23 protein-coding genes are annotated in these 23,183 nt (G+C 67.7%); 8 read left to right on the top strand and 15 right to left on the bottom strand.

What is annotated here, in order from left to right:
- The first annotated feature begins 48 nt into the window (after positions 1 to 48).
- Together BAU06_RS19670 and BAU06_RS19665 are read left to right on the top strand one after the other, a co-directional pair.
- Complete coding sequence (locus BAU06_RS19670; protein ID WP_066353931.1) at positions 49 to 474, top strand: hypothetical protein; 426 nt, start codon at positions 49 to 51, stop codon at positions 472 to 474.
- Positions 475 to 499: 25 nt separating this feature from the next.
- Positions 500 to 1,021, top strand: a complete 522-nt coding sequence (locus BAU06_RS19665) for a GNAT family N-acetyltransferase (protein WP_066353925.1) — start codon at positions 500 to 502, stop codon at positions 1,019 to 1,021.
- 9 nt (positions 1,022 to 1,030) lie between these two features.
- On the opposite strand, the gene BAU06_RS19660 is transcribed toward BAU06_RS19665, so the two are convergent.
- Together BAU06_RS19660 and BAU06_RS19655 are read right to left on the bottom strand one after the other, a co-directional pair.
- Positions 1,031 to 2,203, bottom strand: coding sequence for a vWA domain-containing protein (locus BAU06_RS19660; protein WP_066353922.1), 1,173 nt, complete (start codon positions 2,201 to 2,203; stop codon positions 1,031 to 1,033).
- A gap of 82 nt (positions 2,204 to 2,285) precedes the next feature.
- Positions 2,286 to 3,158 carry an AAA family ATPase gene (locus BAU06_RS19655; RefSeq protein WP_066353915.1) on the bottom strand — a complete coding sequence of 291 codons (873 nt, stop codon included), beginning with the start codon at positions 3,156 to 3,158 and terminating at the stop codon, positions 2,286 to 2,288.
- Between the two features lie 211 nt (positions 3,159 to 3,369).
- On the opposite strand from BAU06_RS19655, the gene BAU06_RS19650 reads away from it, so the two are divergent.
- Entirely contained in the window at positions 3,370 to 3,723 is a 354-nt protein-coding gene (locus BAU06_RS19650) for a c-type cytochrome (protein ID WP_066353914.1), read from the top strand.
- Positions 3,724 to 3,734: 11 nt separating this feature from the next.
- A complete protein-coding gene (locus BAU06_RS19645; RefSeq protein ID WP_066359403.1) occupies positions 3,735 to 4,097 on the top strand; it encodes a c-type cytochrome in 363 nt (120 codons plus the stop codon).
- Positions 4,098 to 4,163: 66 nt separating this feature from the next.
- Here the strand turns inward: BAU06_RS19645 and BAU06_RS19640 are convergent, their stop codons facing one another.
- Positions 4,164 to 4,589: a DUF1841 family protein gene (locus BAU06_RS19640; protein ID WP_066353913.1), complete on the bottom strand. Its 426-nt coding sequence runs from the start codon at positions 4,587 to 4,589 to the stop codon at positions 4,164 to 4,166.
- Between the two features lie 169 nt (positions 4,590 to 4,758).
- Here BAU06_RS19640 and icd point away from each other — a divergent pair, with 169 nt between their 5' ends.
- Complete coding sequence (gene icd / locus BAU06_RS19635; RefSeq protein WP_066353907.1) at positions 4,759 to 6,018, top strand: NADP-dependent isocitrate dehydrogenase; 1,260 nt, start codon at positions 4,759 to 4,761, stop codon at positions 6,016 to 6,018.
- Here the strand turns inward: icd and BAU06_RS26320 are convergent.
- Positions 5,933 to 6,439, bottom strand: coding sequence for a helix-turn-helix domain-containing protein (locus BAU06_RS26320; protein WP_082988344.1), 507 nt, complete (start codon positions 6,437 to 6,439; stop codon positions 5,933 to 5,935). The two genes, icd and BAU06_RS26320, sit on opposite strands and share 86 nt — an antisense overlap.
- Positions 6,440 to 6,633: 194 nt before the next feature.
- On the opposite strand from BAU06_RS26320, the gene BAU06_RS19625 reads away from it, so the two are divergent.
- Positions 6,634 to 7,155, top strand: coding sequence for a helix-turn-helix domain-containing protein (locus BAU06_RS19625; RefSeq protein WP_066353898.1), 522 nt, complete (start codon positions 6,634 to 6,636; stop codon positions 7,153 to 7,155).
- On the opposite strand, the gene BAU06_RS19620 is transcribed toward BAU06_RS19625, so the two are convergent.
- The 9 genes from BAU06_RS19620 to kdpF form a co-directional block, all read right to left on the bottom strand.
- Positions 7,122 to 8,096, bottom strand: a complete 975-nt coding sequence (locus tag BAU06_RS19620) for a 4-hydroxy-tetrahydrodipicolinate synthase family protein (protein ID WP_231934119.1) — start codon at positions 8,094 to 8,096, stop codon at positions 7,122 to 7,124. The two genes, BAU06_RS19625 and BAU06_RS19620, sit on opposite strands and share 34 nt — an antisense overlap.
- A gap of 186 nt (positions 8,097 to 8,282) precedes the next feature.
- A complete protein-coding gene (locus BAU06_RS19615) occupies positions 8,283 to 8,612 on the bottom strand; it encodes a hypothetical protein (protein WP_066353892.1) in 330 nt (109 codons plus the stop codon).
- A 380-nt stretch (positions 8,613 to 8,992) separates the two neighbouring features.
- Entirely contained in the window at positions 8,993 to 9,745 is a 753-nt protein-coding gene (locus BAU06_RS19610) for a TorF family putative porin (RefSeq protein ID WP_156770417.1), read from the bottom strand.
- Between the two features lie 355 nt (positions 9,746 to 10,100).
- Positions 10,101 to 10,793 carry a two-component system response regulator KdpE gene (gene kdpE / locus BAU06_RS19605; protein WP_066353886.1) on the bottom strand — a complete coding sequence of 231 codons (693 nt, stop codon included), beginning with the start codon at positions 10,791 to 10,793 and terminating at the stop codon, positions 10,101 to 10,103.
- 10 nt (positions 10,794 to 10,803) lie between these two features.
- Positions 10,804 to 13,647: a sensor histidine kinase gene (locus BAU06_RS19600; RefSeq protein ID WP_066353883.1), complete on the bottom strand. Its 2,844-nt coding sequence runs from the start codon at positions 13,645 to 13,647 to the stop codon at positions 10,804 to 10,806.
- Positions 13,648 to 13,690: 43 nt separating this feature from the next.
- Positions 13,691 to 14,299, bottom strand: coding sequence for a potassium-transporting ATPase subunit KdpC (gene kdpC / locus BAU06_RS19595; protein ID WP_066359397.1), 609 nt, complete (start codon positions 14,297 to 14,299; stop codon positions 13,691 to 13,693).
- Positions 14,300 to 14,329: 30 nt separating this feature from the next.
- Positions 14,330 to 16,498 carry a potassium-transporting ATPase subunit KdpB gene (kdpB, locus tag BAU06_RS19590; protein ID WP_082988342.1) on the bottom strand — a complete coding sequence of 723 codons (2,169 nt, stop codon included), beginning with the start codon at positions 16,496 to 16,498 and terminating at the stop codon, positions 14,330 to 14,332.
- 32 nt (positions 16,499 to 16,530) lie between these two features.
- Positions 16,531 to 18,327 (bottom strand): potassium-transporting ATPase subunit KdpA, encoded by a 1,797-nt coding sequence (gene kdpA / locus BAU06_RS19585; protein WP_066353882.1) that lies wholly within the window; start codon positions 18,325 to 18,327, stop codon positions 16,531 to 16,533.
- Positions 18,327 to 18,416, bottom strand: a complete 90-nt coding sequence (gene kdpF, locus BAU06_RS19580; RefSeq protein ID WP_066353881.1) for a K(+)-transporting ATPase subunit F — start codon at positions 18,414 to 18,416, stop codon at positions 18,327 to 18,329. The genes kdpA and kdpF overlap by 1 nt, the downstream gene beginning before the upstream one ends.
- A gap of 532 nt (positions 18,417 to 18,948) precedes the next feature.
- On the opposite strand from kdpF, the gene BAU06_RS19575 reads away from it, so the two are divergent.
- A complete protein-coding gene (locus BAU06_RS19575; RefSeq protein ID WP_066359393.1) occupies positions 18,949 to 19,227 on the top strand; it encodes a DUF4212 domain-containing protein in 279 nt (92 codons plus the stop codon).
- Between the two features lie 33 nt (positions 19,228 to 19,260).
- Entirely contained in the window at positions 19,261 to 21,426 is a 2,166-nt protein-coding gene (locus tag BAU06_RS19570; RefSeq protein ID WP_082993750.1) for a sodium:solute symporter family protein, read from the top strand.
- Between the two features lie 55 nt (positions 21,427 to 21,481).
- Here the strand turns inward: BAU06_RS19570 and BAU06_RS19565 are convergent, their stop codons facing one another.
- Both BAU06_RS19565 and trxB read right to left on the bottom strand, forming a co-directional pair.
- Positions 21,482 to 22,228 (bottom strand): Smr/MutS family protein, encoded by a 747-nt coding sequence (locus BAU06_RS19565; RefSeq protein ID WP_066353879.1) that lies wholly within the window; start codon positions 22,226 to 22,228, stop codon positions 21,482 to 21,484.
- Positions 22,215 to 23,174 carry a thioredoxin-disulfide reductase gene (gene trxB, locus BAU06_RS19560; RefSeq protein WP_066353877.1) on the bottom strand — a complete coding sequence of 320 codons (960 nt, stop codon included), beginning with the start codon at positions 23,172 to 23,174 and terminating at the stop codon, positions 22,215 to 22,217. Before trxB ends, BAU06_RS19565 begins: the two co-directional genes overlap by 14 nt.
- Between the last annotated feature and the right edge of the window lie 9 nt (positions 23,175 to 23,183).

The following is a 23,183-nucleotide window of genomic DNA, read 5'->3' as shown; positions in this document are numbered from 1 at the left end:
GCGCGCCCGCAAGGTGCCGCGCAGCGTACTAGAAGGAATGAATTCGCGATGAAGCTTTTCCACAAGATCCTGTTCCTGCTGGCCGCCTGGAGCCTGTGCGCGGCCGCGGCCGCGCGTTCGCCGGTGGTGGTCGACACCTTCCCGCCGCCCAAGGGCGCCAAGACGCCCCAATATACGGTAGACGGCGATGCGCGCCGCCTGGATGGCAAGCAGCTGGGCATGGCCCTGGCCGCGGTGGCGCGCGACAAGAAGCGCGGCGCCGATACGCCCGTGGCCGTGCTGCTGGATCCCGTGCTGACCCTCAACGACATCGGCGCCCTGGCGCGCGTGGTGAACCAATCCGGCATGAAGCGGGCGCGCTACTTCGTCTATCAGCGCGACCGCTCCATGGTGACCGAGTTCACGCCCGGCAATCCGGACAACGCCTTTCCGCGTTCGCGCCTGGATTCCGAGGTCATGGCGGCACCCAAGTAAAGCGGGGGGCCGGCGCGCCGAAGCCATGAAGCTGATCGATTGCACCTACGAGCGCCATGCCGGCGCCATCCTGGATATCTTCAACGACGCCATCCTGACGTCCACCGCCCTGTACGAGTACCAGCCGCGCACCGATGCCACGATGCAGGCGTGGTTCGAGGCCAAGCGCAGGGGCGATTTCCCGGTTATCGGCTTCGAGGACGACGATGGGGCGCTGATGGGCTTCGCCAGCTACGGCACCTTCCGGCCCTTTCCCGCCTTCAAGTATTCGGTCGAGCACTCGGTGTACATCGGCCGCGACTATCGCGGCCGGGGCCTGGGAGAGGCCTTGATGCGAGCCCTGATCGAGCGGGCGCGGATGCAGCAATACCACGTACTGGTCGCCGCCATCGACTCCACCAACCAGGTCAGCTGCGCCCTGCACGAGAAGCTGGGCTTCGTCCAGGCGGGCACCATCCGGCAGGCGGGATACAAGTTCGGACGCTGGCTGGACGTGGTGTTCTACCAGCTGATGCTGGAAACGCCGGCCCGGCCGGTGGACGGCTAGCCGGCCACGCTACTTCGACAGCAGGTGCATGGCCTGCTCCAGGCCGGCAACGGTGACCGGATACATGCGGTCGTGCATGATCTCGCGCAGGATCGCGATGGACTGGCGGTAGGGCCAGGACGCGGTGGGCTCGGGATTCAGCCAGGCGGCCTTGGGCCAGGCCTCCAGCAGTCGCTGCATCCATACCGCGCCGGCTTCCTTGTTCATGTGTTCCACCGAGCCGCCGGGCTGCAGGATCTCGTAGGGGCTCATGGTGGCATCGCCCACGATGATCAGCCGCCAGTCGCTGTTGTACTTGCGCAGGATGTCCCAGGTGTCGAAGCTGTCGCTCTGCCGGCGCCGGTTGCTTTGCCACAGCCGCTCGTAGGGGCAGTTGTGGAAGTAGTACACATCCAGGTGGCGGAACTCGCTGCGCGCCGCGGAAAACAGCTCCTCCACGCGCGAGATGTGGTCATCCATGCTGCCGCCGACGTCCAGCAGCATCAGCACCTTCACGGTATTGCGGCGTTCGGGAACCATGCGCAGGTCCAGGTGCCCGGCGTTGCGCGCGGTGCTGGCGATCGTGTCGTCCAGGTCCAGCTCCAGGTCGGCGCCCTGGCGGGCGAAGCGGCGCAGCCGGCGCAGCGCCACCTTGAAGTTGCGGGTGCCCAGCTCCAGCGTGTCGTCGTAGTCGCGGAACTGGCGCATGTCCCACACCTTGACGGCGCTGCGGTTGCCGGCGGAATCGCCGCCCACGCGTATCCCTTCGGGATGGTAGCCGCCATTGCCGAAGGGCGAGGTGCCCCCCGTGCCTATCCATTTGCTGCCCCCCGCGTGGCGCGCCGTCTGCTCCTGCAGCCTTTCCTTGAACAGCTGCATCAGCTTGTCCCAGCCATGGGCCTGGATGGCGGCTTTTTCTTCGTGCGTCAGCGTGCGCTCGAACTGCTTGATGAGCCAGTCCAGCGGGATCTCCTTGTCGGGCGGCAAGCTGGCGGCCACGCCGCGGTAATAGGCCGCGAACGCCTGGTCGTAGCGGTCGAACAGGGTCTCGTCCTTGACCAGCGTCATGCGCGACAGGTGGTAGAAGTCGTCCAGCGTGGGCGCCATCAGCGGCTGGCGCAGGGACTCCAGCAGGGTAAGGTATTCCTGCACCGAAACCGGTATCCGGTGCGCGCGCAAATGATAGAAGAAGTCGATCAGCATGGCGGGGCCTTGGCGCCGGGGCGTTGCGGACTCATGCGGGGGGCGGCGCGCTGGACCATGCCGGATATCCGTGTGGCGGGACCTAGCGGCGCTGGCCGGTGCGCGTCATGGCGGCCAGGCGTTCCAGCAGGTGCATGTCCTGCTCGTTCTTCAGCAGCGCGCCCGCCATCAAGGGCACGGCGGTCGCGGCATGGGCGTCGATCTGGCCGGCCGGTATGTCTTCGGCCAGCAGCAGGTGCAGCCAGTCCAGCAATTCCGATGTCGACGGTTTTTTCTTCAGGCCGGGCGCTTCGCGCAGGGCAAAGAAGGTATCCAGGGCCGCGCGCAGCACGTCGGCGCGCAATTCCGGGAAATGCACGCCCACGATGTCGCGCATGGTGTCGCGGTCCGGGAAGCGGATGTAATGGAAAAAGCAGCGGCGCAGGAAGGCGTCCGGCAGGTCTTTCTCGTTGTTGGAGGTGATGATGACCAGCGGGCGGTGGCGCGCCGCGACGGTCTGCCGTGTCTCGTAGACGTGGAACTCCATGCGGTCCAGTTCGCGCAGCAGGTCGTTGGGGAATTCGATGTCGGCCTTGTCGATCTCGTCGATCAGCAGCACGACGGGCTCCGGGGATTCGAAGGCCTGCCACAGCACGCCCTGCACGATGTAGTTGCGGATGTCGCGCACTTTCTCGTCGCCCAGCTGGGAATCGCGCAGGCGCGAGACGGCATCGTATTCGTACAGCCCCTGGTGGGCCTTGGTGGTCGACTTGATGTGCCATTGCAGCAGCGGGCGATCCAGCGCGCGCGCCACTTCCTCGGCCAGCATGGTCTTGCCCGTGCCGGGCTCCCCCTTGATCAGCAATGGACGTTGCAGTGTCAGCGCCGCGTTCACGGCCAGTTTCAGGTCGTCGGTCGCGACATAGCGGTCCGTGCCTTCGAAACGGGGCGCGGCGGTGGGATGGGCTGCGGGCATGAAGAAGGCCTCGTGTGGCGCGGGGCGCGCGGCTGTGCGCGCCCCGCCGTTGGCGATGGATTAATTATCGTACAATCGACCGGTTTGCGGCCCGGGGGAGGCCGGTCCGCAGGCTGCGAAGCGAGAGGTCGAACAAGACGTCGAGTAAAACGCAGAGCAAGGCAGTTCCAGAAGTTCCAGCAACCAAAGTCGCCATATCAAGAGCCAATTCATGAAGTTGCGAACCACTGTATTGCGTAAGGCGGGCCTGCTTGCCGTCTGGATATCCTGTGCGGGCGCCGGCGCGGCGCATGCCGCGGATACCGCCCAGGGCGGAAGCGCCCAGGCCGGCCGCGACAAGGTGTCCATGTGCATCGGCTGTCACGGCATCGCCGACTACAAGACCGCGTTTCCCGAGGTCTATCGCGTTCCGATGATCGCCGGGCAAAATGCCAAGTACATTGAAAGCGCGCTGAACGCATACAAGAAGGGCGAGCGCAGCCATCCCACCATGGACGCCATCGCGGGCAGCCTGTCCGACAAGGACATCGCTGACATCGCCGCGTACTACTCCACTCTCAAATGACGGGGGCATCCATGAAAAGCACTATCGCGACCCTCGCCGGGGTGTTGCTGGGCCTGGCCGCCGCCACGTCGCATGCCGACGATCTGGCCGCGGGCAAGGCGGTATTCGACAAATTCAACTGCGCGTCCTGCCACGGCGCGGACGCCAAGACGCCCACGGATCCGCAGTATCCGATCCTGGCCGGCCAGTACCAGGACTATCTCGCCCATGCGCTCCGGGCGTACCGGCGCGGCCAGTCCGGCGCCCCGGCCACTGCGAATATCCGCAAGAACCCCATCATGGGGGCATTCGCGGTGCAGCTCAGCGACGCCGATATCGACAATGTCTCGGCGTGGTTGTCCAGTCTGCCCAGCGACCTGGCGACGCGTAAGTAGCGGGCCCGGCAAAGGGGCCCCGGCGCCGGGCGCCGCCCCCGGCCCCGGCGCGCAGGCGGGCGTCCGTCAGCGTTCGGCGCGCTGGCGGATCAGGTCGATGTAGGTATCGCTGTCCATCGGCGTGCCCAGCCGCTGGGCTTCCCACACGACCTGGCCCAGGCATTCCATGATCTCGTGCATGGCGTGGTGGGCATCGCTGCGCGCCACCAGCCGCTGATAGGCCGCCCGGATCCCGGGAGGATGATCGATCGACAATTGCTCGGCGATCGCCAGGTGCATGGAAAGATGCAGGAAGGGGTTGGTCCGGCCTTTTTCCACGGGATATTCGGCCGTCATCGCATCGGGGCTTTCCAGGTCCTGGTGGTATTCCGGATGCTGCACCGCCCAATCCACCGCCATCGACTCCAGCGGGGTGACCACCTCTCCCGCCTTGTGCTTGCGCCAGGCTTCGATGAAGAATTCGCGCACTTGGTCGCGTGAGGGATTGAACATGGCGGTACCGGACAGCGTCGGGACAGGCGCCCGACGGGCACCCGGGCGGGCGCCCCCAGCGGGCGGCCCTGAACGCGTTATTTTACCTACTGGCGTAATAGTCATTGCCTGGCGCGCGGCCGCGTGGATATAGAATGGCGGGCACGTGCCTGCAGGCTTCGGAGCGTCCATGTCGTACCAGCATATCCAGCCTCCCGCGGGGGGGCAGAAGATCACCGTCAACGCCGATTTCACGTTGAGGGTGCCGGACCAGCCCATCATCCCTTACATCGAAGGGGACGGCGTCGGCGTGGATATCACACCGGTGATGATCGCCGTGGTCGACGCGGCGGTGGCGAAAGCCTACGGCGACACGCGCCGCATCCACTGGATGGAAGTCTACGCGGGCGAAAAAGCCACCCGCCTGTATGGCCAGGACGCCTGGCTGCCGGAGGAAACCCTGCAGGCGGTGCGCGACTACGTGGTCTCGATCAAGGGCCCCCTGGCCGCGGCGCGCACCGCCGGCGGCGTGCGTTCGCTGAACGTGGCCCTGCGGCAGGAACTGGATCTGTACGTGTGCCTGCGTCCCGCGCGCTACTTCCGCGGCGTACCGGCCCCGCTGCGCGAACCGGAAAAGACCGACATGGTCATCTTCCGCGAGAATTCCGAGGACATCTACGCCGGCATCGAGTTTCCCGCCGGCTCTCCCCAGGCGCGCGAGCTTGTCGATTTCCTGCAGAACCACGTGCACTCGCGGCATTTGCGCTTCCCGGACAGCTCCGCCATCGGCATCAAGCCGGTTTCGCGGGAAGGCACCCGCCGCCTGGTGCGCAAGGCCGCGCAATATGCCATCGATCACGACCGCGCCACGCTTACCCTGGTGCACAAGGGCAACATCATGACGTACACCGAGGGCGGCTTCCGCGACTGGGGGTACGAGCTGTTGCGCGACGAATTCGCCGCCGAACAGATAGACGGCGGGCCGTGGTGCCGCTTCAAGAACCCCAGGACCGGGCGCGAGATCGTCGCCAAGGACATCATGGCGGACGCCTTCCTGCAGCAGTCCATGCTCCGCCCCGGCGAATTCGACGTCATCGCCACGCTCAATCTGAACGGCGACTATATTTCCGCCGCGGTGGCCGCGCAGGTGGGGGGCATCGGTATCACGCCGGGTGCGAATATGTCGGACTCCGTGGCCATGTTCGAGGCCACGCACGGCACGGCGCCCAAGTACGCGGGCAAGGACTACGTCAATCCGGGTTCGGAAATCCTGGCCGCCGCCATGATGCTGCGCCACCTGGGTTGGATAGAGGCCGCGGACCTGATCATCGCCAGCATGGAAAAAGCCATTCTGGCCAAGAAAGTCACTTTCGACTTTGCTCGTCTGATGAAGGGGGCCGAGCAGGTGTCCTGTTCAGGTTTCGGCCGGGTGATGATCGAGAATATGTAGCCGCGCCGGGTGGCGGCCGCGTGGGCGAGCCGCCATCCGCCGACGCGTGGCCGTCGGCCGGGGCGATGTTGCCCGCGCCGTCCGCCATGGCCACGCCATCCGCCATGCCATCGCCGGCGCCATCGCCGCCGGCCAGTCCCTTCAGGTAGGCCAGGGCCTTTTCCTTGAGTTCCGGCGGCAGCGCGTGGTAGGCCAGCAGCAGTTCCGCCATGTCGTCATCGCGGGTGTAGAACCAGGGGGTGGGCATGTGCAGCGCCTGCGCCAGGCGCTCGATCAGGAAGAAGCCCGGCGTGTGCTTGCCGCGCTCATATTGATTCATTCGCGAGCTGGCGGACATCTCGTCCAGGCCCGCAAGCGTACCCAGCCTTTCCTGGGAAAGGCCCGCACGGAGTCGTGCCTCTTTGAGCCGGCTGGTTAGCATGGAACGATGTCCTGTCTGATGCGGCGATGGTCTTCGATTTTCAGCGCCGGCTCCCTAAGAGTTTCATAGTGCCACACAGCCTCCAGATTTGTAATAATGTATCCGTGTGATACACAACGTCTCTGGATGAATACTAATGGTGCATGCGGTTTTCCCTTTCTGTCGGAGGGCCGGCGCCGGGCTGAAAGTGAACTGTGACCTCGATCTTTATTCCCAAGCGTGAGCTGCAGGCCACGCTGATCCAGCTTGAAGCCGACCTGCGCAAGCTGACGTCCACGGTGCAAGACCTGTCGTCCTACTTGTCGCATGTCAGCGACCTGGAGGACATGGTTCACGCATCGCCCGTGGAGCCCGCCGCACCGGCACGTCCTGCGGCGTCCGAAGCCGCGGCGAACGCCGCGCCCGCCTGGCGCCTGCGCGAAGGCGGGTGGACGCTGCTGTCCCCGCAAGGTAAGCGCTTGGGCCTGACCACCCTGGAACGCCTGTTCATGCTGGCTTTGTTCGAGGCGCCCAACCACAGTCTGGCGCGCAGCGAACTGGGCTCGTTGGCGGCGGGACGCGGCGAGGCGGGCGAGAGATCGGTGACTTCGCCGCGCGGCGTCGATGTGATGGTAAGCCGCCTGCGTCGCAAGGCACAAGCCATGGGCATGCCCTTGCCATTGCGCTCGGTCCGGCGCTGGGGCTATATGTTCACGGAGGCGGTCGCCATCGAGTGAACCGCCTCGCGCGGCGCCGGCATGCGGTCACCGGCCGGCGCGGGCAAGCGCGCGATCGCGCGCTGCAGCCTGGCGGCCAGGGTACGGCTGGCCGGTGTCAGCGGCATGCGCAATTCGTCCTCGATCAGGCCCTGCAGCGCCAGGGCCTTCTTGACCGGCGCGGGATTCGGCTCGGCGAACAAGAGCCGAATGACGGGTGACAGCGCCTGGAACAAGGCCGCCGCGGCATCCACCGCGGCGGCATCCACCGCGGCGGTGTCCACCGGGGCGCTATCCACCGCTGCGCTATCCACCGGGGCGGCATCCACATTGCCCCGCCAGGCCAGGTGCATCATGCGTACGAAAAGATCGGGGCGGATGTGGGCCGCGGCGGGGATGGCCCCCCGGCCACCGGCCAGGAAGTGCGCCAGCAGCGCCTTGTCTTCCCCGCACAGCGTGGCGATCCGGCCGCGCGCACGCAATGTCTGCAGTACCGCGGGATTGCATTCCTTGACGGCCGCGATGGTGGGACAACCGGCCAGCGCTTCCATGGTTTCCACCGTCATTTGCACGCCGGTGCGCTTGGGAATGTTGTAAAGCACCAGCGGCCGGTCGGTGGCCCACGCGATCTGGCGATAGTGCCAGAGGATGCCTGCCTGCGAAGGGCACAGGTAATACGGCGGCGGCACCAGATAGCCCGCGGGACGCGTCACGTCCAGGCGGCGCACCGCGGCGGCGACGCCGGCGGTATCCACGCCGCCCACGCCGATCATGATGGGCAAGGCGTCGGCATCTTCCCGTATCGCCTGGATCATGTCGATCTTCTCCGTGAGCGTGAGCAGGTTGCCTTCGCCGGTCGAGCCGAACAGGACCAGGCCGGACATGCCGGCCTCGCGGTAATGGCGCGCCAGCCCGCGGGCGGCGGGCAGGTCCACGCGGCCCTGGCGCATGGGCGTGACCATGGGCAGCCACAGGCCTTCGAACGCGGTGGAAACGCCATCGCCGCGACCTGTGGCGCCGGCGGGGCGCGACTCCCGCGGCGGACGATGGGCGGCAGGCATCGCGCCGTCGCGCGCGGAACGGCCAACGGACATGGCGCGGGCGTGTAGAGCGGGAGAGGAAGGCATATCGGGCCCTGTGGCGCGGAGTCAGTGCACGGCCGCCAGCACGGCGGGCTGGATCGCACCGAACTCGGCGCCGGGAATGCCCGCCATGATCCGGTGCAGCATCGTGTCGAGCGCATCGCGCGAGGCCTGCAGGGCCAGGGTCGCTACGCCGCGGCGGTGGCTGACGGTCATGATGCGCAGGCCGGGGATGTCCCGCAGCAGTTCCTCCAGGCGGGTGCGCGCCTGGGCGCAGTCGGGGCTGTCGACGCGCAGGGTAAGGCTGATGGGACAGGCGGTTCGAGGCCGGGTCAGGAAGCGATCGGCGCGATGGGCATCGCGGGCGGTATGCGCGTGAGCGGGGCGTTCGGGCATGGTGTCGCGGTGGCGGCGCCGCCGGTGTGTGCGGCGCGGCGTGACCGGGTGGTTGATAACGTCTTCACTATAGGCAGGCCGGCGTAAATTCCGGGAAAAAAGCCGGCCATGCCGCATAAAGTTCGTGTCAACGCCCAGGCCGCTGTGCGAAGCGCCGCCCGGGGCCGGCCGCACCGGGCTCGGGGGCCGCGGCCTGGCGCCACGGCCTAGCGCCACGAGCCAGGGGCCACGACCCGGCGCTACGGCCAAGCGCCACGAGCCAGGGGCCACGACCCGGCGCCACGGCCAAGCGCCACGAGCCAGCGCCACGAGCCAGCGCCAGGACCCGGCGCCACGTTCCAACGCCAACGCCAACGCCACCGCCCGGCGCGGCGGTCGGATCAGAATGTCTTGGTGATGGATGCCAGGACCGTGCCGCGGCCCATGAAGCGGCCCTGGGTGTTGGTGTACACGGCCCGGTCGGCGTTGGTGTCGATATAGGCCACCGAAATGCCGATCCCCTGGCCCATGTCCTTGGTCAGGCCCAGCTTCCAGTCGTAGTAGGAAGCGTTGTCGACGTTGCGCACATATTGATAGCCGACGTGCGTGTTCAGCGTCAGGCCCCAGACACCCAGGTCGTAGTTGCCGCTCAGGTCGAAGTATTGGCTGCCCTTGCTCTTGGCGAACCCGAACAGGTTGGACACGGCATACGAGTACTTGAAGGTCGTCGTCTTGTAGCCGACGCTGCCGTATAGCTCCGTCGTGTCGGGATTCGTGAATCCGCTGGGATAGTCGCCGGGGTAGTAATACTTCAAGGCGCCGAAGTCATAGGGCAGGTCCTGGGCGAAGCTGCCGCGGTAGCCGCCGTAGAAGTCCATCTCGATAGGGGCGGAGACATCGGGATTGCTGTCGGAAAGCCAGCTGATGCTGGAATTCCAGTTGCCGATATAGAAGCCGCCCTGGTCGTTGCCGGCGGCCGGGCCGAAATCGAAGCCGCCCTGGATGGCGGGCTTGTTGTCGCTTTGCATGAGACCGCGATAGCGGTATTGCGTCGCCAATGTCAGGTTGGCCGTCAGGGCGTAGCCGGGGGCGGCAGCCGGCGTGTCGGACGCGGTGTCGGGCGCCGTGTCCGCACGTGCGGCACCGCTCATCATGCCTGCCGCGGCCACGGCGGCGGCCAGCAAACGTACGCTGACGGCTGTCCTGGCCGCGCCGAAGGACCGTCGCCGCGTGGCGATGAGGCGGGTGTGGGATTGCCGTGCCGGTGGCAGGGGGCGGGCGAGGCGCATGCGATTCTCCTGTTTGCGCGATTGCGAAAGAAGCGCAACGATAGGGAGAAACGCGTAAACGGCGACTCAAAAGACGGCGCCGCGATATAAGGACTCTATAAAGGGCGGCCGCGTGCACAGGCGCCGCCGCATGACGGGTGATGGCGGCCGAGCATCGCCATCGGGACCCACGTGGCGGGCGTGGCGGCGCGGGCCCGTGCGCGTATCCAGCCGGCCGGCTTCAGCCGGCGAAGCGGTATCCCACACCCACCTCGGTCAGCAGGAATACCGGCTGGGCCGGGTCGGCCTCCAGTTTCTGCCGCAGATGGCCCATGTAGATGCGCAGGTAGTGGCTGCTTTCCACATGCGAAGGTCCCCATACCTCGCGCAGCAATTCGCGGTGGGTCATGACCTTGCCGCGATGCGCGATCAGCGCGGCCAGCAGGCGATATTCCATGCCGGTCAGATGGACGTGCTGGCCCTTGCGTTGCACGACGCGGCGGGAAAAATCGACCTGTACATCGCCGAAGCTGATTTCCGCGGGATTGCCCGCGCCGCCGCGCGCATGCCGGCGCAGCAGCACGCGCAGCCGCGCCAGCAGTTCGCCCACGCCGAAGGGCTTGACCAGGTAATCGTCGGCCCCGGCGTCCAGGGCGGCGATCTTGTCGGTTTCCGCGGTGCGTGCGGAAAGCACCAGCACGGGCACCTCGGTCCATGTGCGCAATTCGCGCATCAGCGTCATGCCGTCGCCGTCGGGCAGGCCCAGGTCCAGGATGACCGCGTCCGGCTGGCGGGTGCCGGCCTCGATCAGGCCCCGCTGCACGGTTTCGGCCTCGAAGACGGCGCAGCCTTCGCCTTGCAGGGCGGTGCGGACGAAGCGCCGGATGTTGGCGTCGTCCTCGATCAGCAGGACGGTCGGTTGGAAATCGAACATGTGCTTCCTGTCATTCGATATGCGGGATGGCCTGGCACGCCGGCGCGGCCGGATCGCCCATGGACGGGGCCGAGGGCTCCGGCGCGATGGCGGGCGCCTGCGCCAGGGGCAGGGCCAGGACGAAGCGCGCGCCGGAATAGGGCGGATCCCCGGTCTCTACCCAGATGCGCCCCTGGTGCGCCTGCACGATGGCGTCGCAAACCGCCAGGCCCAGCCCCGCGCCCGGGGTGGCGGATTCGCGCTGGCCGCGCTCGAATTTTTCGAAGATGGCTTTTTCCTGGCCCGCGGGCACACCCGCGCCGTCATCGGCGACGCGCACCAGCAGTTCCTTGTCGCGGGCGATGGCGTCGATGTGCACATGGCTGCCGGGCGGCGTGTACTTGCCGGCGTTCTCGAGCAGGTTGCACAGCACTCGCTGGATGAGCACGCCGTCGCATTCGACCAAAGGCAGGTCCGACAAGGGCGCGACCGAAACGATGTGCTGGCGCAGCGGATCGCGCATCTCGGCGATGGCCGCGCCGACCAGCTCCTCCATCGACTGCCATTCCTTGCGCAGGGTGACTTCGCGGTTCTGCAGGCGCGCCATGTCGAGCAGGTTGATCACCATGGCGTGCATGCGCCGCGCCTGCTCGCGCATGGCCTGGGCGATCTCGCGCTGGGCCGGCGCCAGCGCGGCCGGTTCGCGCAGCAGGGTGTCGGTCATGCCCACCAGGCTGGTCAGGGGCGTGCGCAGGTCGTGCGAAATGGCCGACAGCAGCGAGCTGCGCAGCTTTTCCGACGCCATGTGGACCAGCGCCTGCTGCGCGACCTCGACATAGTGCACGCGCTCGATGGCGATGGCGATCAGCGTGGCATAGGCGTCCAGGTGCGGTCGGTCCTCCGATGTCATGAAGGCCGCGCCGCCTGGCGGCTGCAGCACCAGGACGCCGCGCGTGCGCATGGGCGCCTTCAGGGGCAGGTACAGCAGGGTGCTGCTGGACAGCGTGTTGGTACCGCAGCCGGCGGGCTGGCCATGGTCGAACACCCATTGCGCCAGCGCGGCCTCGACCTGCAGGGGCGTGTCGCCGACGGGGGACAGGCGGTCGTCCTCGCCCATCAACAGCAGGACGCATGACGTGCCGAAGGCCGCGTTCACATACGAGGATGCCGACGCGACGATTTGTTCGGGCAGCAGCGAAGAGGACAGGTCCCGCGCGAATTCGTACAGGCCGCGCGCCACGCTTTCGCGGCGCGCTGACGATAAGGCCAGCAGGCGCAGGCCGGCGGTCAGCTGGCCGATCAGCAGGCCGACCGCCAGCAGCACGAAAAATGTCACCAGGTACTGGACGTCCGAGACCTCGAATGACCGCAGGGGCTGCACGAAGAAGAAATCGAATGCCGCCACGCTGATCACCGAGGCCAGCGCGGCCGGGCCGCGGCCGTGGCGCAGCGATACCGCCATGACGGCCAGCAGGTAGAACATGGCGATATTGGTCTGGTGCAGGGTGGGAAAGGCGGCCATCGAAATCGCCGTGGCGATGGCGCAGTACGCGCAGGCCCAGGCGTAGCCGTCCAGGCGCGGGCGCGCCGCGGCCGGCGCGGCCCGCGGCGCCACCGCGTCGGGCCGCGGCGCGCCCAGCCGCATGGCGGGGGCGCGGCCCGACGCCGGTTGCGAGGGCGCGGCCAGGCGGACGATGTCCAGCTCCGGGCAACCCGCGGCCAGCAGGTCGGCAAAGCTGCGCCGCCGCCACAGGCCTGCCGGCGACAGCAGCGAGGCCATCCAAGCGCCCCAACGGCCGCCCAGGCCGCGGCCGCGGGCGGCGCGGGTGCGGCCGATCACGGCCTTGGTGATGTTGTGGCGGCGCACATAGGCGACCAGCGCGTCCACCATATCGGCGCCGCCCAGGGTTTCGACGCGCGCGTCCAGCTCGCGCGCGGCGGCCAGCGCCGCCTGCAAGGCCAGCCGCTGCGCCGCGGACGGCGCCACCAGGGCGGGGGTCTCCACCGTGACGACGTGCAGGTCGGCGTCCAGCTGCTGCGCCAGGCGGTGCGCGGCCCGCACCACGTATTCGGCCTCCGCGTCCGCGCCCAGGCAGGCCACCACCGCTTCGCGGGTGCGCCATACCGTTTCCACCGCGCGGTCGCGGCGGTAGGCCTGGACGTCGTCGTCGACCCGTTCGGCCATGCGGCGCAGCGCCAGCTCGCGCAGCGCGATCAGGTTGCCCTTGCGGAAGAAATTGCGCGCCGCATGGCGTGCCTGTTCCGGCATGTACACCTTGCCGTCGCGCAGCCGGCGCAGCAATTCGTCCGGCGGCAGGTCCACCAGCACGACTTCATCGGCGGCGTCGAACAGGCGGTCGGGCACGGTCTCCCAGACCGGGATGCCGGTGATGCTGCCCACGGCCTGGTTCAGGCTTTCCAGGTGCTGCGCGTTGAGCGTGCTCCAGACGTCGATGCCGGCCGCCAGAAGTTCCTCCACGTCCTGCCAGCGTTTGGCATGGCGCGCGCCCGGTGCGTTGGAATGGGCCAGTTCGTCGACCAGCACCAGCGCGGGCCGCCGCGCCAGCGCCGCATCCAGGTCGAATTCCTGCAATACATGGCCGCGATAGGCGTGGTCCACGCGCGGCAGCAGCGGGATGCCGTCCAGCAGCGCGGCGGTTTCCCGCCGGCCATGGGTTTCGACGATGCCCGCCAGTACGTTCACGCCCAGGGCCCGCTGGGCCGCGGCGGCCGCCAGCATGGCGTAGGTCTTGCCCACCCCCGCCGAGGCGCCGAAATACAGCCGCAGGCGGCCGCGCGCGGCACGCTGCGCCGCCCCGTCGATGTCGCGCAGCAGGGCGTCGGGATCGGGGCGTCGCGGATCGGAGGTGGGCATGGTGTCGTCGGGGTACGGACAGCGCCACTATACGCCGGCCGCGTTACCGCGTGGCCTTCAGGCCGTCCAGGTCCAGGTTCAAGGCCAGCACGTTGACCACCGGCTCGCCCAGCAGGCCGAAGAAGGGACGCCGCGTGTGCGCCTCGACGCGCTTGGCGACTTCGAGCGTGCTCATATTGCGGGCCTTGGCGACGCGGGCGATCTGGTAGTCGGCCGCGGCGACGCTGATGTCGGGATCCAGCCCGCTGCCGGAGGCGCTGACCAGGTCCACGGGGATGGGCCTGGTATTGCCCGGATCGGCGGTGCGCAGGGCATCGATGCGCGCCTTGGCCGCGTCGGCCAGCGCCGGGTTGCGCGGGCCCAGGTTCGAGCCGCTGGAGGCCGAGGCGTTGTACGGCATGGGCCCGGTGGCCGACAGGCGGCCCCAGAAGTACTTGGGCGCGGAGAACTGCTGGCCGATCAGCGTGGAGCCCACGACCTGGCCGTTTGCCTCGATCAGCGAGCCGTTGGCCTCGCGGGGAAACAACAGCTGCGATACCCCGGTGGTGGCGTAGGGATAGGCCAGGCCGGTCACCACCGTCAGGATGGCGAAGACCGCCAGGGCGGGCCGCAGCAGGCCGCCTTGCGGGGAAGGTTTGTGTTGGGTGTTCATGATGATTTCCTTTTCCATGCCGGCGGACGCTCAGGCCCAGCCCAGCGCCGCCAGCACCATGTCGACCAGCTTGATGCCCGCGAAGGGCACCAGCAGGCCGCCCAGGCCGTAGATGAACAGGTTCCGCCGCAGCAGGATGTCCGCGCCCAGCGGGCGGTAGCGCACGCCCTTGAGCGCCAGCGGAATCAGCACCACGATGATCAGTGCGTTGAAGATGACCGCCGACAGGATGGCCGACGAAGGCGTGGCCAGGTGCATGACGTTCAGCACGCCCAGCTGCGGATAGACCGTGGCGAAGGCGGCCGGGATGATGGCGAAGTATTTGGCCACATCGTTGGCCACGCTGAAGGTCGTCAGGGCGCCGCGCGTCATCAGCATCTGCTTGCCGATTTCGACGATCTCGATCAGCTTGGTGGGATTGGAATCCAGGTCCACCATGTTGGCGGCTTCCTTGGCCGCCTGGGTGCCGGAATTCATCGCCACCGCCACGTCGGCCTGGGCCAGCGCGGGCGCGTCGTTGGTGCCGTCGCCCGTCATCGCCACCAGGCGGCCTTCGCCCTGGTAGGAGCGGATCAGTTTCAGCTTGGCCTCCGGCGTGGCTTCCGCCAGGTAGTCGTCGACGCCGGCTTCGGCCGCGATGGAGGCGGCGGTCAGCTTGTTGTCGCCGGTGATCATCACGGTCTTGATGCCCATGCGGCGCAGTTCGGCGAAGCGTTCCTTGATGGCGGGCTTGACGATGTCCTTCAGTTCAACCACGCCCATCACGCGGCTGCCGTCGGCCACGGCCAGCGGCGTGCTGCCGCGGCGGGCGACGTCCTCGGCCGCGCGGATCACCGCCGGATCCATCGCCACGCCCTTGTCCGCCAGCCATTGCCGGATGGCGTCCACCGCGCCCTTGCGGATCTGGCGCTCGCCCTGGTTCACGCCGCTCATGCGCGTATGGGCGCTGAAGGGAACGAATTCCAGGCCGGCCATGGGCCGCGCCGGCGCATGCAGCGCCTTGTCGGCCAGCAGCACGATGCTGCGGCCCTCCGGCGTTTCGTCGGCCAGCGACGCCAGGCGCGCGGCGTCGGCCAGTTCGCGCGGGGCCACGCCGGGGGCGGGCAGCAGCGCCGAGGCCTGGCGGTTGCCGAAGGTGATGGTGCCGGTCTTGTCCAGCAGCAGCACGTCGACATCGCCGGCGGCTTCCACCGCGCGCCCCGACATGGCCAGCACGTTGGCCTGCATCATGCGGCTCATGCCCGCCACGCCGATGGCCGACAGCAGGCCGCCGATGGTCGTCGGGATCAGGCAGACCAGCAGGGCCACCAGGGCCGTCACGGTCACCACCTGGCCCGCCTTGGCGATCTCCACGGAGAACAGCGAGAAGGGCAGCAGGGTGACGGTGACCAGCAGGAAGACCACCGTCAGGCCTACCAGCAGGATGGTCAGCGCCAGCTCGTTGGGCGTCTTCTGGCGCTTGGCGCCTTCCACCATGGAGATCATGCGGTCCAGGAAGCTTTCGCCCGGATCGGCGGCGATGCGCACGAACAGCCAGTCCGACAGCACGCGCGTCCCGCCGGTGACCGAGGAAAAGTCGCCGCCGGATTCGCGTATCACCGGCGCCGATTCGCCGGTGATGGCGCTTTCGTCCACCGATGCCACCCCGGCAAGGACCAGGCCGTCGCCCGGGATGACTTCACCGGCCTCGACCAGCACCACATCGCCCTTGCGCAGGTCGCCGGAGGTCCGCGTGACGCCGCGGCCGCGATAGGCATCCGGCCGCGCGCCGGCCACGTCCGCGTCGCGGAAGTCGCGCAGCACGCGCGCCGTGATGGTGGTGCGCAGCCCGCGCAGCGTGGCGGCCTGCTGCTTGCCGCGGCCTTCCGCCAGCGCTTCGGCGAAGTTGGCGAACAGGACGGTGAACCACAGCCATACGGCGATGCCGAAAATAAAGCCCGCGGGGGCCTCGGCCTGGCCGCGCAGGGCCATGATCCACAGGAAGGTGGTCAGGATGCTGCCCACGTACACGACGAACATGACGGGGTTCTTCAACTGCGCGGACGGCGCCAGCTTGCGCAGGCTGTCCACCAGTGCCGGGCCGACCAGTGCCCGCGAGAAGAACTGGAAGTCGCGCGGCGGCGGCATGCCCGTCGCGTCATGCGGCAGGGTTTGCGGAGCGACGGCCGCCAGGGCGTCGCTGTTCGAATGCTTGGCCATAATGGATTCCTGCGGGCCGCTCGGGCCCTGGATCAAGGTTGCAGGTGTTCCGCCACGGGGCCCAGGGCCAGCGCGGGGACGTAGGTCAGCGCGCCGACCAGCAGGACGGAACCGATAAGGAGGACGACGAACAGGGCGCCGGTGGTGGGCATGGTGCCGGGGCCCACGGGGACGCGGCGTTTCCCCGCCAGCGATCCGGCCATCGCCAGGATGGGCACGATGACGGCGAAGCGGCCGAACCACATCGCGATGCCGAGCAGGCTGTTGTAGTAGGGCGTATTCGCCGACAGGCCGGCGAAGGCGCTGCCGTTGTTGTTCGCCGCGGAGGTCAGCGCGTACAGGATTTCGGAGAAACCATGCGTGCCGGGATTGAACACGCCCGCCTTGCCCGCTGTCATCGAGACCGCCAGCGCGGTGCCGGCCAGGACCAGCAAGGGCGCGGCCAGGATGACGATGGAAGTCATCTTCATCTCGTAGGCCTCGATCTTCTTGCCCAGGTATTCCGGCGTCCGTCCTATCATCAGGCCGGCGATGAACACGCCCAGGATGGCGAAGGCCAGCATGCTGTACAGGCCCGAGCCGACGCCGCCGAAGACGACTTCGCTCAGTTGCATCAGCAGCATGGGCGAGAAGCCGCCCATGGGCGTGAACGAGTCGTGCATGCCGTCCACCGCGCCGCAGGACGCGGCCGTGGTCGCGGTGGCGAACAAGGCCGTGGGGCCGATGCCGAAGCGCGCTTCCTTGCCTTCCATATTGCCGCCCGCCGACAGCACGGCGGCGCCGCTGTCCGCGCCGGCCCGCGCCAGCATGGGGTTGGCCTGGAACTCGTAGTAGCCGGTCGTCAGCGCGAAGGCGATGAACAACACGACCATGGACGCCAGCACCGCCGTGCCCTGCCGCCGGTCGCCGACCATGCGCCCGAAAGTGAAGCACAGCGCCGCTGGAATGATCAGCATCGCCAGGATCTGCAGGAAGTTGGACAGCGGCGTGGGGTTCTCGTAGGGATGCGCGGAGTTCGCGTTGAAGAAACCGCCGCCGTTGGTGCCCAGCATCTTGATGGCTTCCTGCGAGGCCACCGGACCCATGGCGATCGTCTGGGTGGTCGCCGTCATCGACTGCGTTTCGGGCTGCCCCTTGGCGTCCAGCACGGGCTGGCCGCCGGCATCCACCTTGGGCGCGGAGTAGGTCACCGGCTCCAGCAGGCGCGCCTCCTGGTAGGGGCTGAAAGTCTGTATCACGCCCTGGCCGACCAGCACGATGGCCAGCACGAAGGACATGGGCAGCAGCACGTAGAGCGTGCCGCGCACCATGTCGACCCAGAAGTTGCCCACCGTCGCGGCGCTGTGGCGCGCGAAGCCGCGGATCAGCGCCAGCACCACGGCGATCCCGGTGGCCGCCGACAGGAAGTTCTGTACCGTCAGCGCCAGCATCTGGGTCAGGTAGCTCATCGTGCCTTCGCCGACATAGCCTTGCCAGTTGGTATTGGTCACGAAGCTGATGGCCGTGTTGAGCGAAGAGTCCGGCGATATGGCGCCCATGTTCGCGGGGTTCAGGGGCAGCAGGGATTGGGCGCGCTGCAGCACATAGGTCGCGACGAAGCCCAGCACGCTGAACAGCAGGACGGCGACGGCATAGCGCTTCCATCCCATTTCGGTACCCGGATCGACGCCGGCGACCTTGTAGATCAGCCGCTCGGCCGGGCGGCCCCAGGCCGACCATCGGGACCGGTCGTTTTCCATGACTTCGTGGATATAGCGCCCGACCCAGGGCGCGAGCAGGAGCAGGACCGCCAGGAAAAAAGCCAGCAGGCCCAGGTAGTGGGCGTTCATCAAAATTTCTCCGGCTTGAACAAGGCGATAAGCAGGTAAACGAACAGGAACAGCGCCAACGCGCCGCTGATCAGGTAAAGCCAGCTCATGACTTGTCTCCCTTCTGCAAGGCATCGCAGAATTCGACCAGCGCCAGGGTCAGCGCGGCCATGACGGCAAACGAGGCGATAAAAATGGTGTCCATGGTTTCTCCCGGGGATGGTCCCGAATGGCGCTGCCGGCACGCGCGGGACAGCGGGCCAGCGGACACCGGCAGGTTAGGGAGACGCCCGTAAAAACGGGATAAAGCTTGGGGGAAGGGGGGTAAAGGAAATATAAAAACGGGGGTTCGCACCATGATGGTGCGTCGGTAATAGGGGAATATGCGCCGTCCTAGGGCATACCCCTAGTGTTTCAATCCCGTAGATGGTGCAGAATTCCGTTCCATGCAGGTGAGGAGACAAATGCTCCAAGAGGGCATAAAGACCGGGCGGCACCGGTACATAACGAAAAGCTGTATCTAGAAAAGCAAACGCACAACGGCTGGCACCAGGAAGTGCCAGCCGTTGTCGCATTCCGGCGCCGGTTTTCGCGCTATCCGCGTGTGGGCCGGCACCTCGAGAAGGCCCTGTCATGGCGCATATGCCGACATCGCGATCTTCCGCATCCGGCCACGGCGACGGGCCAGCCGGCCCCGCGCGCGCCCCATTGTGGGGCCGTAACGTACGGCTGGTCCTCCTGCTGCTGGCGCTGTGGAGCGCCCTGACCCTGCTGCCGGCCTATTTCGCCCGCGATCTGATGTTCTCCTTCATGGGTTGGCCCTTTTCGTATTGGATGGCGGCCTATGGCGCGCCGCTGGGCTACCTGGCGATCATCGTCGCCTATGCGCGGATCATGAATGGCGCGGATGGGGATGCGTGACACGGCGCCCGCGCGGCGGGACTGGGGCGGCTGATGCCCGGGCACGGCAAATCGTCCAGCGAGCTGGACCTGCGCCTGCGGCGCGTCTACGTCCTGTACGCCGCCGGTTTCGCCCTGCTGATCCTGGTGCTGGCCCTGCTGGAAGTGCTGGGCATGCCGCGCAACTGGATCGGCTATGTCTTCCTGCTGGTGACGTTCAGCCTGTATGCCGGTATCGGCATCGTCTGCCGGACCTCGGACCCGGTCGAATACTACGTCGCCGGCCGGCGGGTGCCGGCCTTCTATAACGGCATGGCGACCGCCGCCGACTGGATGTCGGTGGCGTCCTTCCTGGGCGTGGCCGGCACGCTATACGTCAGCGGCTATGCGGGCCTGGCCTATGTGATGGGCTGGACGGGCGGCTATGTGCTGGTGGCCCTGCTGCTGGCGCCGTATCTGCGCAAATTCGGCCAATACACCCTGCCGGACTTCCTGGGCGCGCGCTATGGCGGCAACCTGCCGCGCATGGCGGGCGTGGCGTGCGCCGTCCTGTGTTCCTTTACCTATCTGGTCGCGCAGATCTACGGCGTGGGCATCATCACCACCCGCATGACCGGCATTTCCTTCGAGCTGGGGATCTTCCTGGCCCTGGGCGGCATGCTGGTGTGTTCCTTCCTGGGCGGCATGCGCGCGGTGACCTGGACGCAGGTGGGGCAGTTCATCATCCTGATCATCGCCTACGTGGTGCCCGTGGTCTGGCTGTCGATCAAGTTCACGGGCATGGCCTTGCCGCAGATGTCGGCCGGCGTCGCGCTGGAACAGGTGGTGCGCCAGGAAAGCCGTTTGCCGGACGATGCGGCCGAGCGCGCCGTGCGCCAGGAATGGCTGGCGCGCGCCGATCGCATGGACGAGTTGCTGCGCACGCTGCCCGGCTCGTGGGTCAGCGAGAAAGAACGCCTGCGCCAGCGGCTGGCGCAGCTGAATGCGGCGGACGCCCCCATGCTGGAGATCCGCTCCATCGAGCGAGAACTGGACGCCTACCCGGTCACCGTCGAGGAAGCCCGCAGCCGCTGGTACCGCGACCGGCAGGAGTTCCGTGCACGGGCGCAACGCCCGGTGCCGGCGGTGCAGCCTTATCCGCCGGTGGAGCCCCGCGCCAGTCCGGACAGCCGCGCGCCACCGGAAACCCAGGCCTCGCAGCGCGCCAACTTCCTGGCCCTGGTGCTATGCCTGATGCTGGGCACCGCCGGGCTGCCCCACATCCTGATGCGTTCCTACACCACGCCATCGGTGGGCGCGGCGCGCCGTTCCGTCTGCTGGACGCTGCTGTTCATCCTGCTGCTTTACCTGCTGGCGCCGGCGCTGGCGATACTCGTCAAATACGTGGTCTATACGGATCTTGTGGGCGCGCGATATACGTCCTTGCCGGATTGGGTCGCGGCCTGGAGCGCCATCAGCCCCTCGCTGGTGGACGTGGTGGACGTGAACGGCGACGGCATCGTGCAGTTGGGCGAAATCCATATGGGGGCCGATGTGGTCGTGCTGGCCGCGCCGGAAATCGGCGGCCTGCCCTATGTGGTGTCCGGCCTGGTGGCGGCAGGCGGGCTGGCGGCGGCCCTGTCCACCGCCGACGGCCTGCTGCTGACCCTGTCGAACGCCCTGTCCCATGACATGCTTTATCGCGTCATCTCCCCGCGCATGGCGGCGGCGCGGCGGGTGATGGTGTCCAAGACCCTGCTGCTGGTGGTGGCCTTCGCGGCGGCCTGGGTGGCGGCGCGCAAGCCGGCCGACATCCTCATCATGGTGTCGGCGGCGTTTTCGGTGGCCGCGTCGTCCTTCTTTCCGGCGCTGGTGATGGGGATATTCTGGAAGCGGGCCAATAAATGGGGGGCTACCGCGGGCATGGCCGTGGGGCTGGCGGTCACCTTCACCTACATGGCGCACAGCCATCCGTGGCTGCGCGAACTGGTTTTCGGCGTGCCACCCACCCAGGCGGTGGACCTTTGGTGGGGCATACAGCCCGTCGCGGCGGGGATATTCGGTGCGCCGGCGGCCTTCCTGGCCATCATCGTGGTGTCGTTGCTGACGCCGCGCCCGGACCCGGCCACGGAGGCCCTGGTGGATTATGTGCGCGATCCCCGGCGGGCCGTGGCGGAACAGGCCGCGGGAGAGCCCACGCCCACGGCGTCGGTCGCGGGCGCGGCCGACGCAATCCGCTGAGGGGCCTCGGGGTTTATCGAGCGGGCTCGATGCCCGCCGCGGGACAGCCGCCGCCCTACCGGCGTGCTTCTTCGCGCTGGCGCAACAGCACGAGCAGGGCGCCGGAACCGCCTTCGCGTTCGGGCGCCTCGGAAAAAGCGATGACGTCGGGCTTCTGCACCAGCCAGGTACGCGCCTTGTCCTTCAGCACGGGCGTCAGGCCTTCGGAGCCATAGCCCTTGCCGTGCACGATACGCACGCAGCGGATGCCGTGTTCCAGGCATTCCTCGATGAAGGACAGCACGGCATGCCGCGCCTGTTCGACGCGCAATCCGTGCAGATCGAGTTCGGCCCCCGCTTGCCATTCCCCGCGGCGCAGCCTGCGCGCGGTGTCCGGCGCCGCATCGGCGCGGACGTAGGCGGTGCCGTTCTCGGAAAGCAGGTGGGCGACGTCGCCATCGGACACGCCGGCGTCGGCCCGGCGGGCGGTTTCGCCCAGCGCCGCCGCGCGGCGCTGCGCCGGGATGTCGCCGGGATCCGGCCGGTGGGTGTGCACGACCCGCTGGCTGGGGCGCAGGGGCGTGACCGCGCGCATGGCCTGTTCGAAGGTCCGCATATCGTCGGCCGGATCGGGCGAAGCGGCGCCTTGCCCGGAGGCGTCCCGCGCGGCGGATTCGCGCCCCAGCCGCGTTCCGGCGCTTGCCCGCGCCTGGGCTTGCCGGGCCTGGGCTTGCCGGGCCGCCGCCTGCTCTTCCTGGCGCCGTGCCTGCGCCTGTTCGTGCAGGCGCTTCAGGCCGGCCAGGCCGGCTTTATTGCCCCGCATTCTCCAGCCACCGCTGTGCGTCCAGGGCCGCCATGCAGCCGGTGGCCGCGCTGGTAATGGCCTGGCGATAGACGTGGTCCTGGACGTCGCCGGCGGCGAATACGCCAGGGACGGAGGTCATCGTCGCCATGCCGGACAGGCCGCTCTTGGTGATGATGTAGCCGTCCTTCATGTCCAGCTTGCCCTGGAAGATGTCCGTGTTCGGGTGGTGGCCGATGGCGATAAAGGCCCCGGTCGCGGCCAGGTCTTCCGTCTGGCCGCTCTTGTTGTTGCGGATGCGCACGCCCGTCACGCCGCTGTCGTCGCCCAGCACTTCTTCCAGCTCGGAGAACAGCTTCAGCTTCATGTTGCCGTTCTCGACCTTGTCCATCATGCGGTCGATCAGGATGGGCTCGGCGCGGAATTTGTCGCGGCGATGGATGACGGTGACGCTACGGCAGATGTTCGACAGGTAAAGGGCTTCTTCCACGGCGGTGTTGCCGCCGCCGACCACCACGACATCCTGGTTCTTGTAGAAGAAACCGTCGCAGGTGGCGCAGCCCGACACGCCCCGTCCCATGAAGGCCTGTTCCGTGGGCAGGCCCAGGTACTTGGCGGACGCGCCGGTGGCGATGATCAGGGCATCGCAGGTGTAGACATTGCCCGTGTCGCCCGTGAGGGTAAAGGGCCGTTGCGTCAAATCCACGCCGGCGATGTGGTCGAACACGATTTCAGTGTTAAAACGTTCGGCGTGCTGCTGGAAACGCTGCATCAGTTCGGGGCCCTGCACGCCTTGCGCATCGGCCGGCCAATTGTCCACTTCGGTGGTCGTCATCAGCTGGCCGCCCTGCGCCAGGCCGGTGACCAGCACCGGCTTCAGGTTGGCGCGCGCGGCATAGACCGCGGCGGTATAGCCGGCCGGACCGGAGCCGAGAATCAGCAGTTGGGCATGTTTGGGAGTAGTCATCGGGCACGC

Source organism: Bordetella bronchialis (assembly GCF_001676705.1).
GTDB lineage: Bacteria > Pseudomonadota > Gammaproteobacteria > Burkholderiales > Burkholderiaceae_B > Bordetella_C > Bordetella_C bronchialis.
Note: the sequence above shows the minus strand (reverse complement) of the source record. Positions and strands in the feature narration are given on the sequence as shown.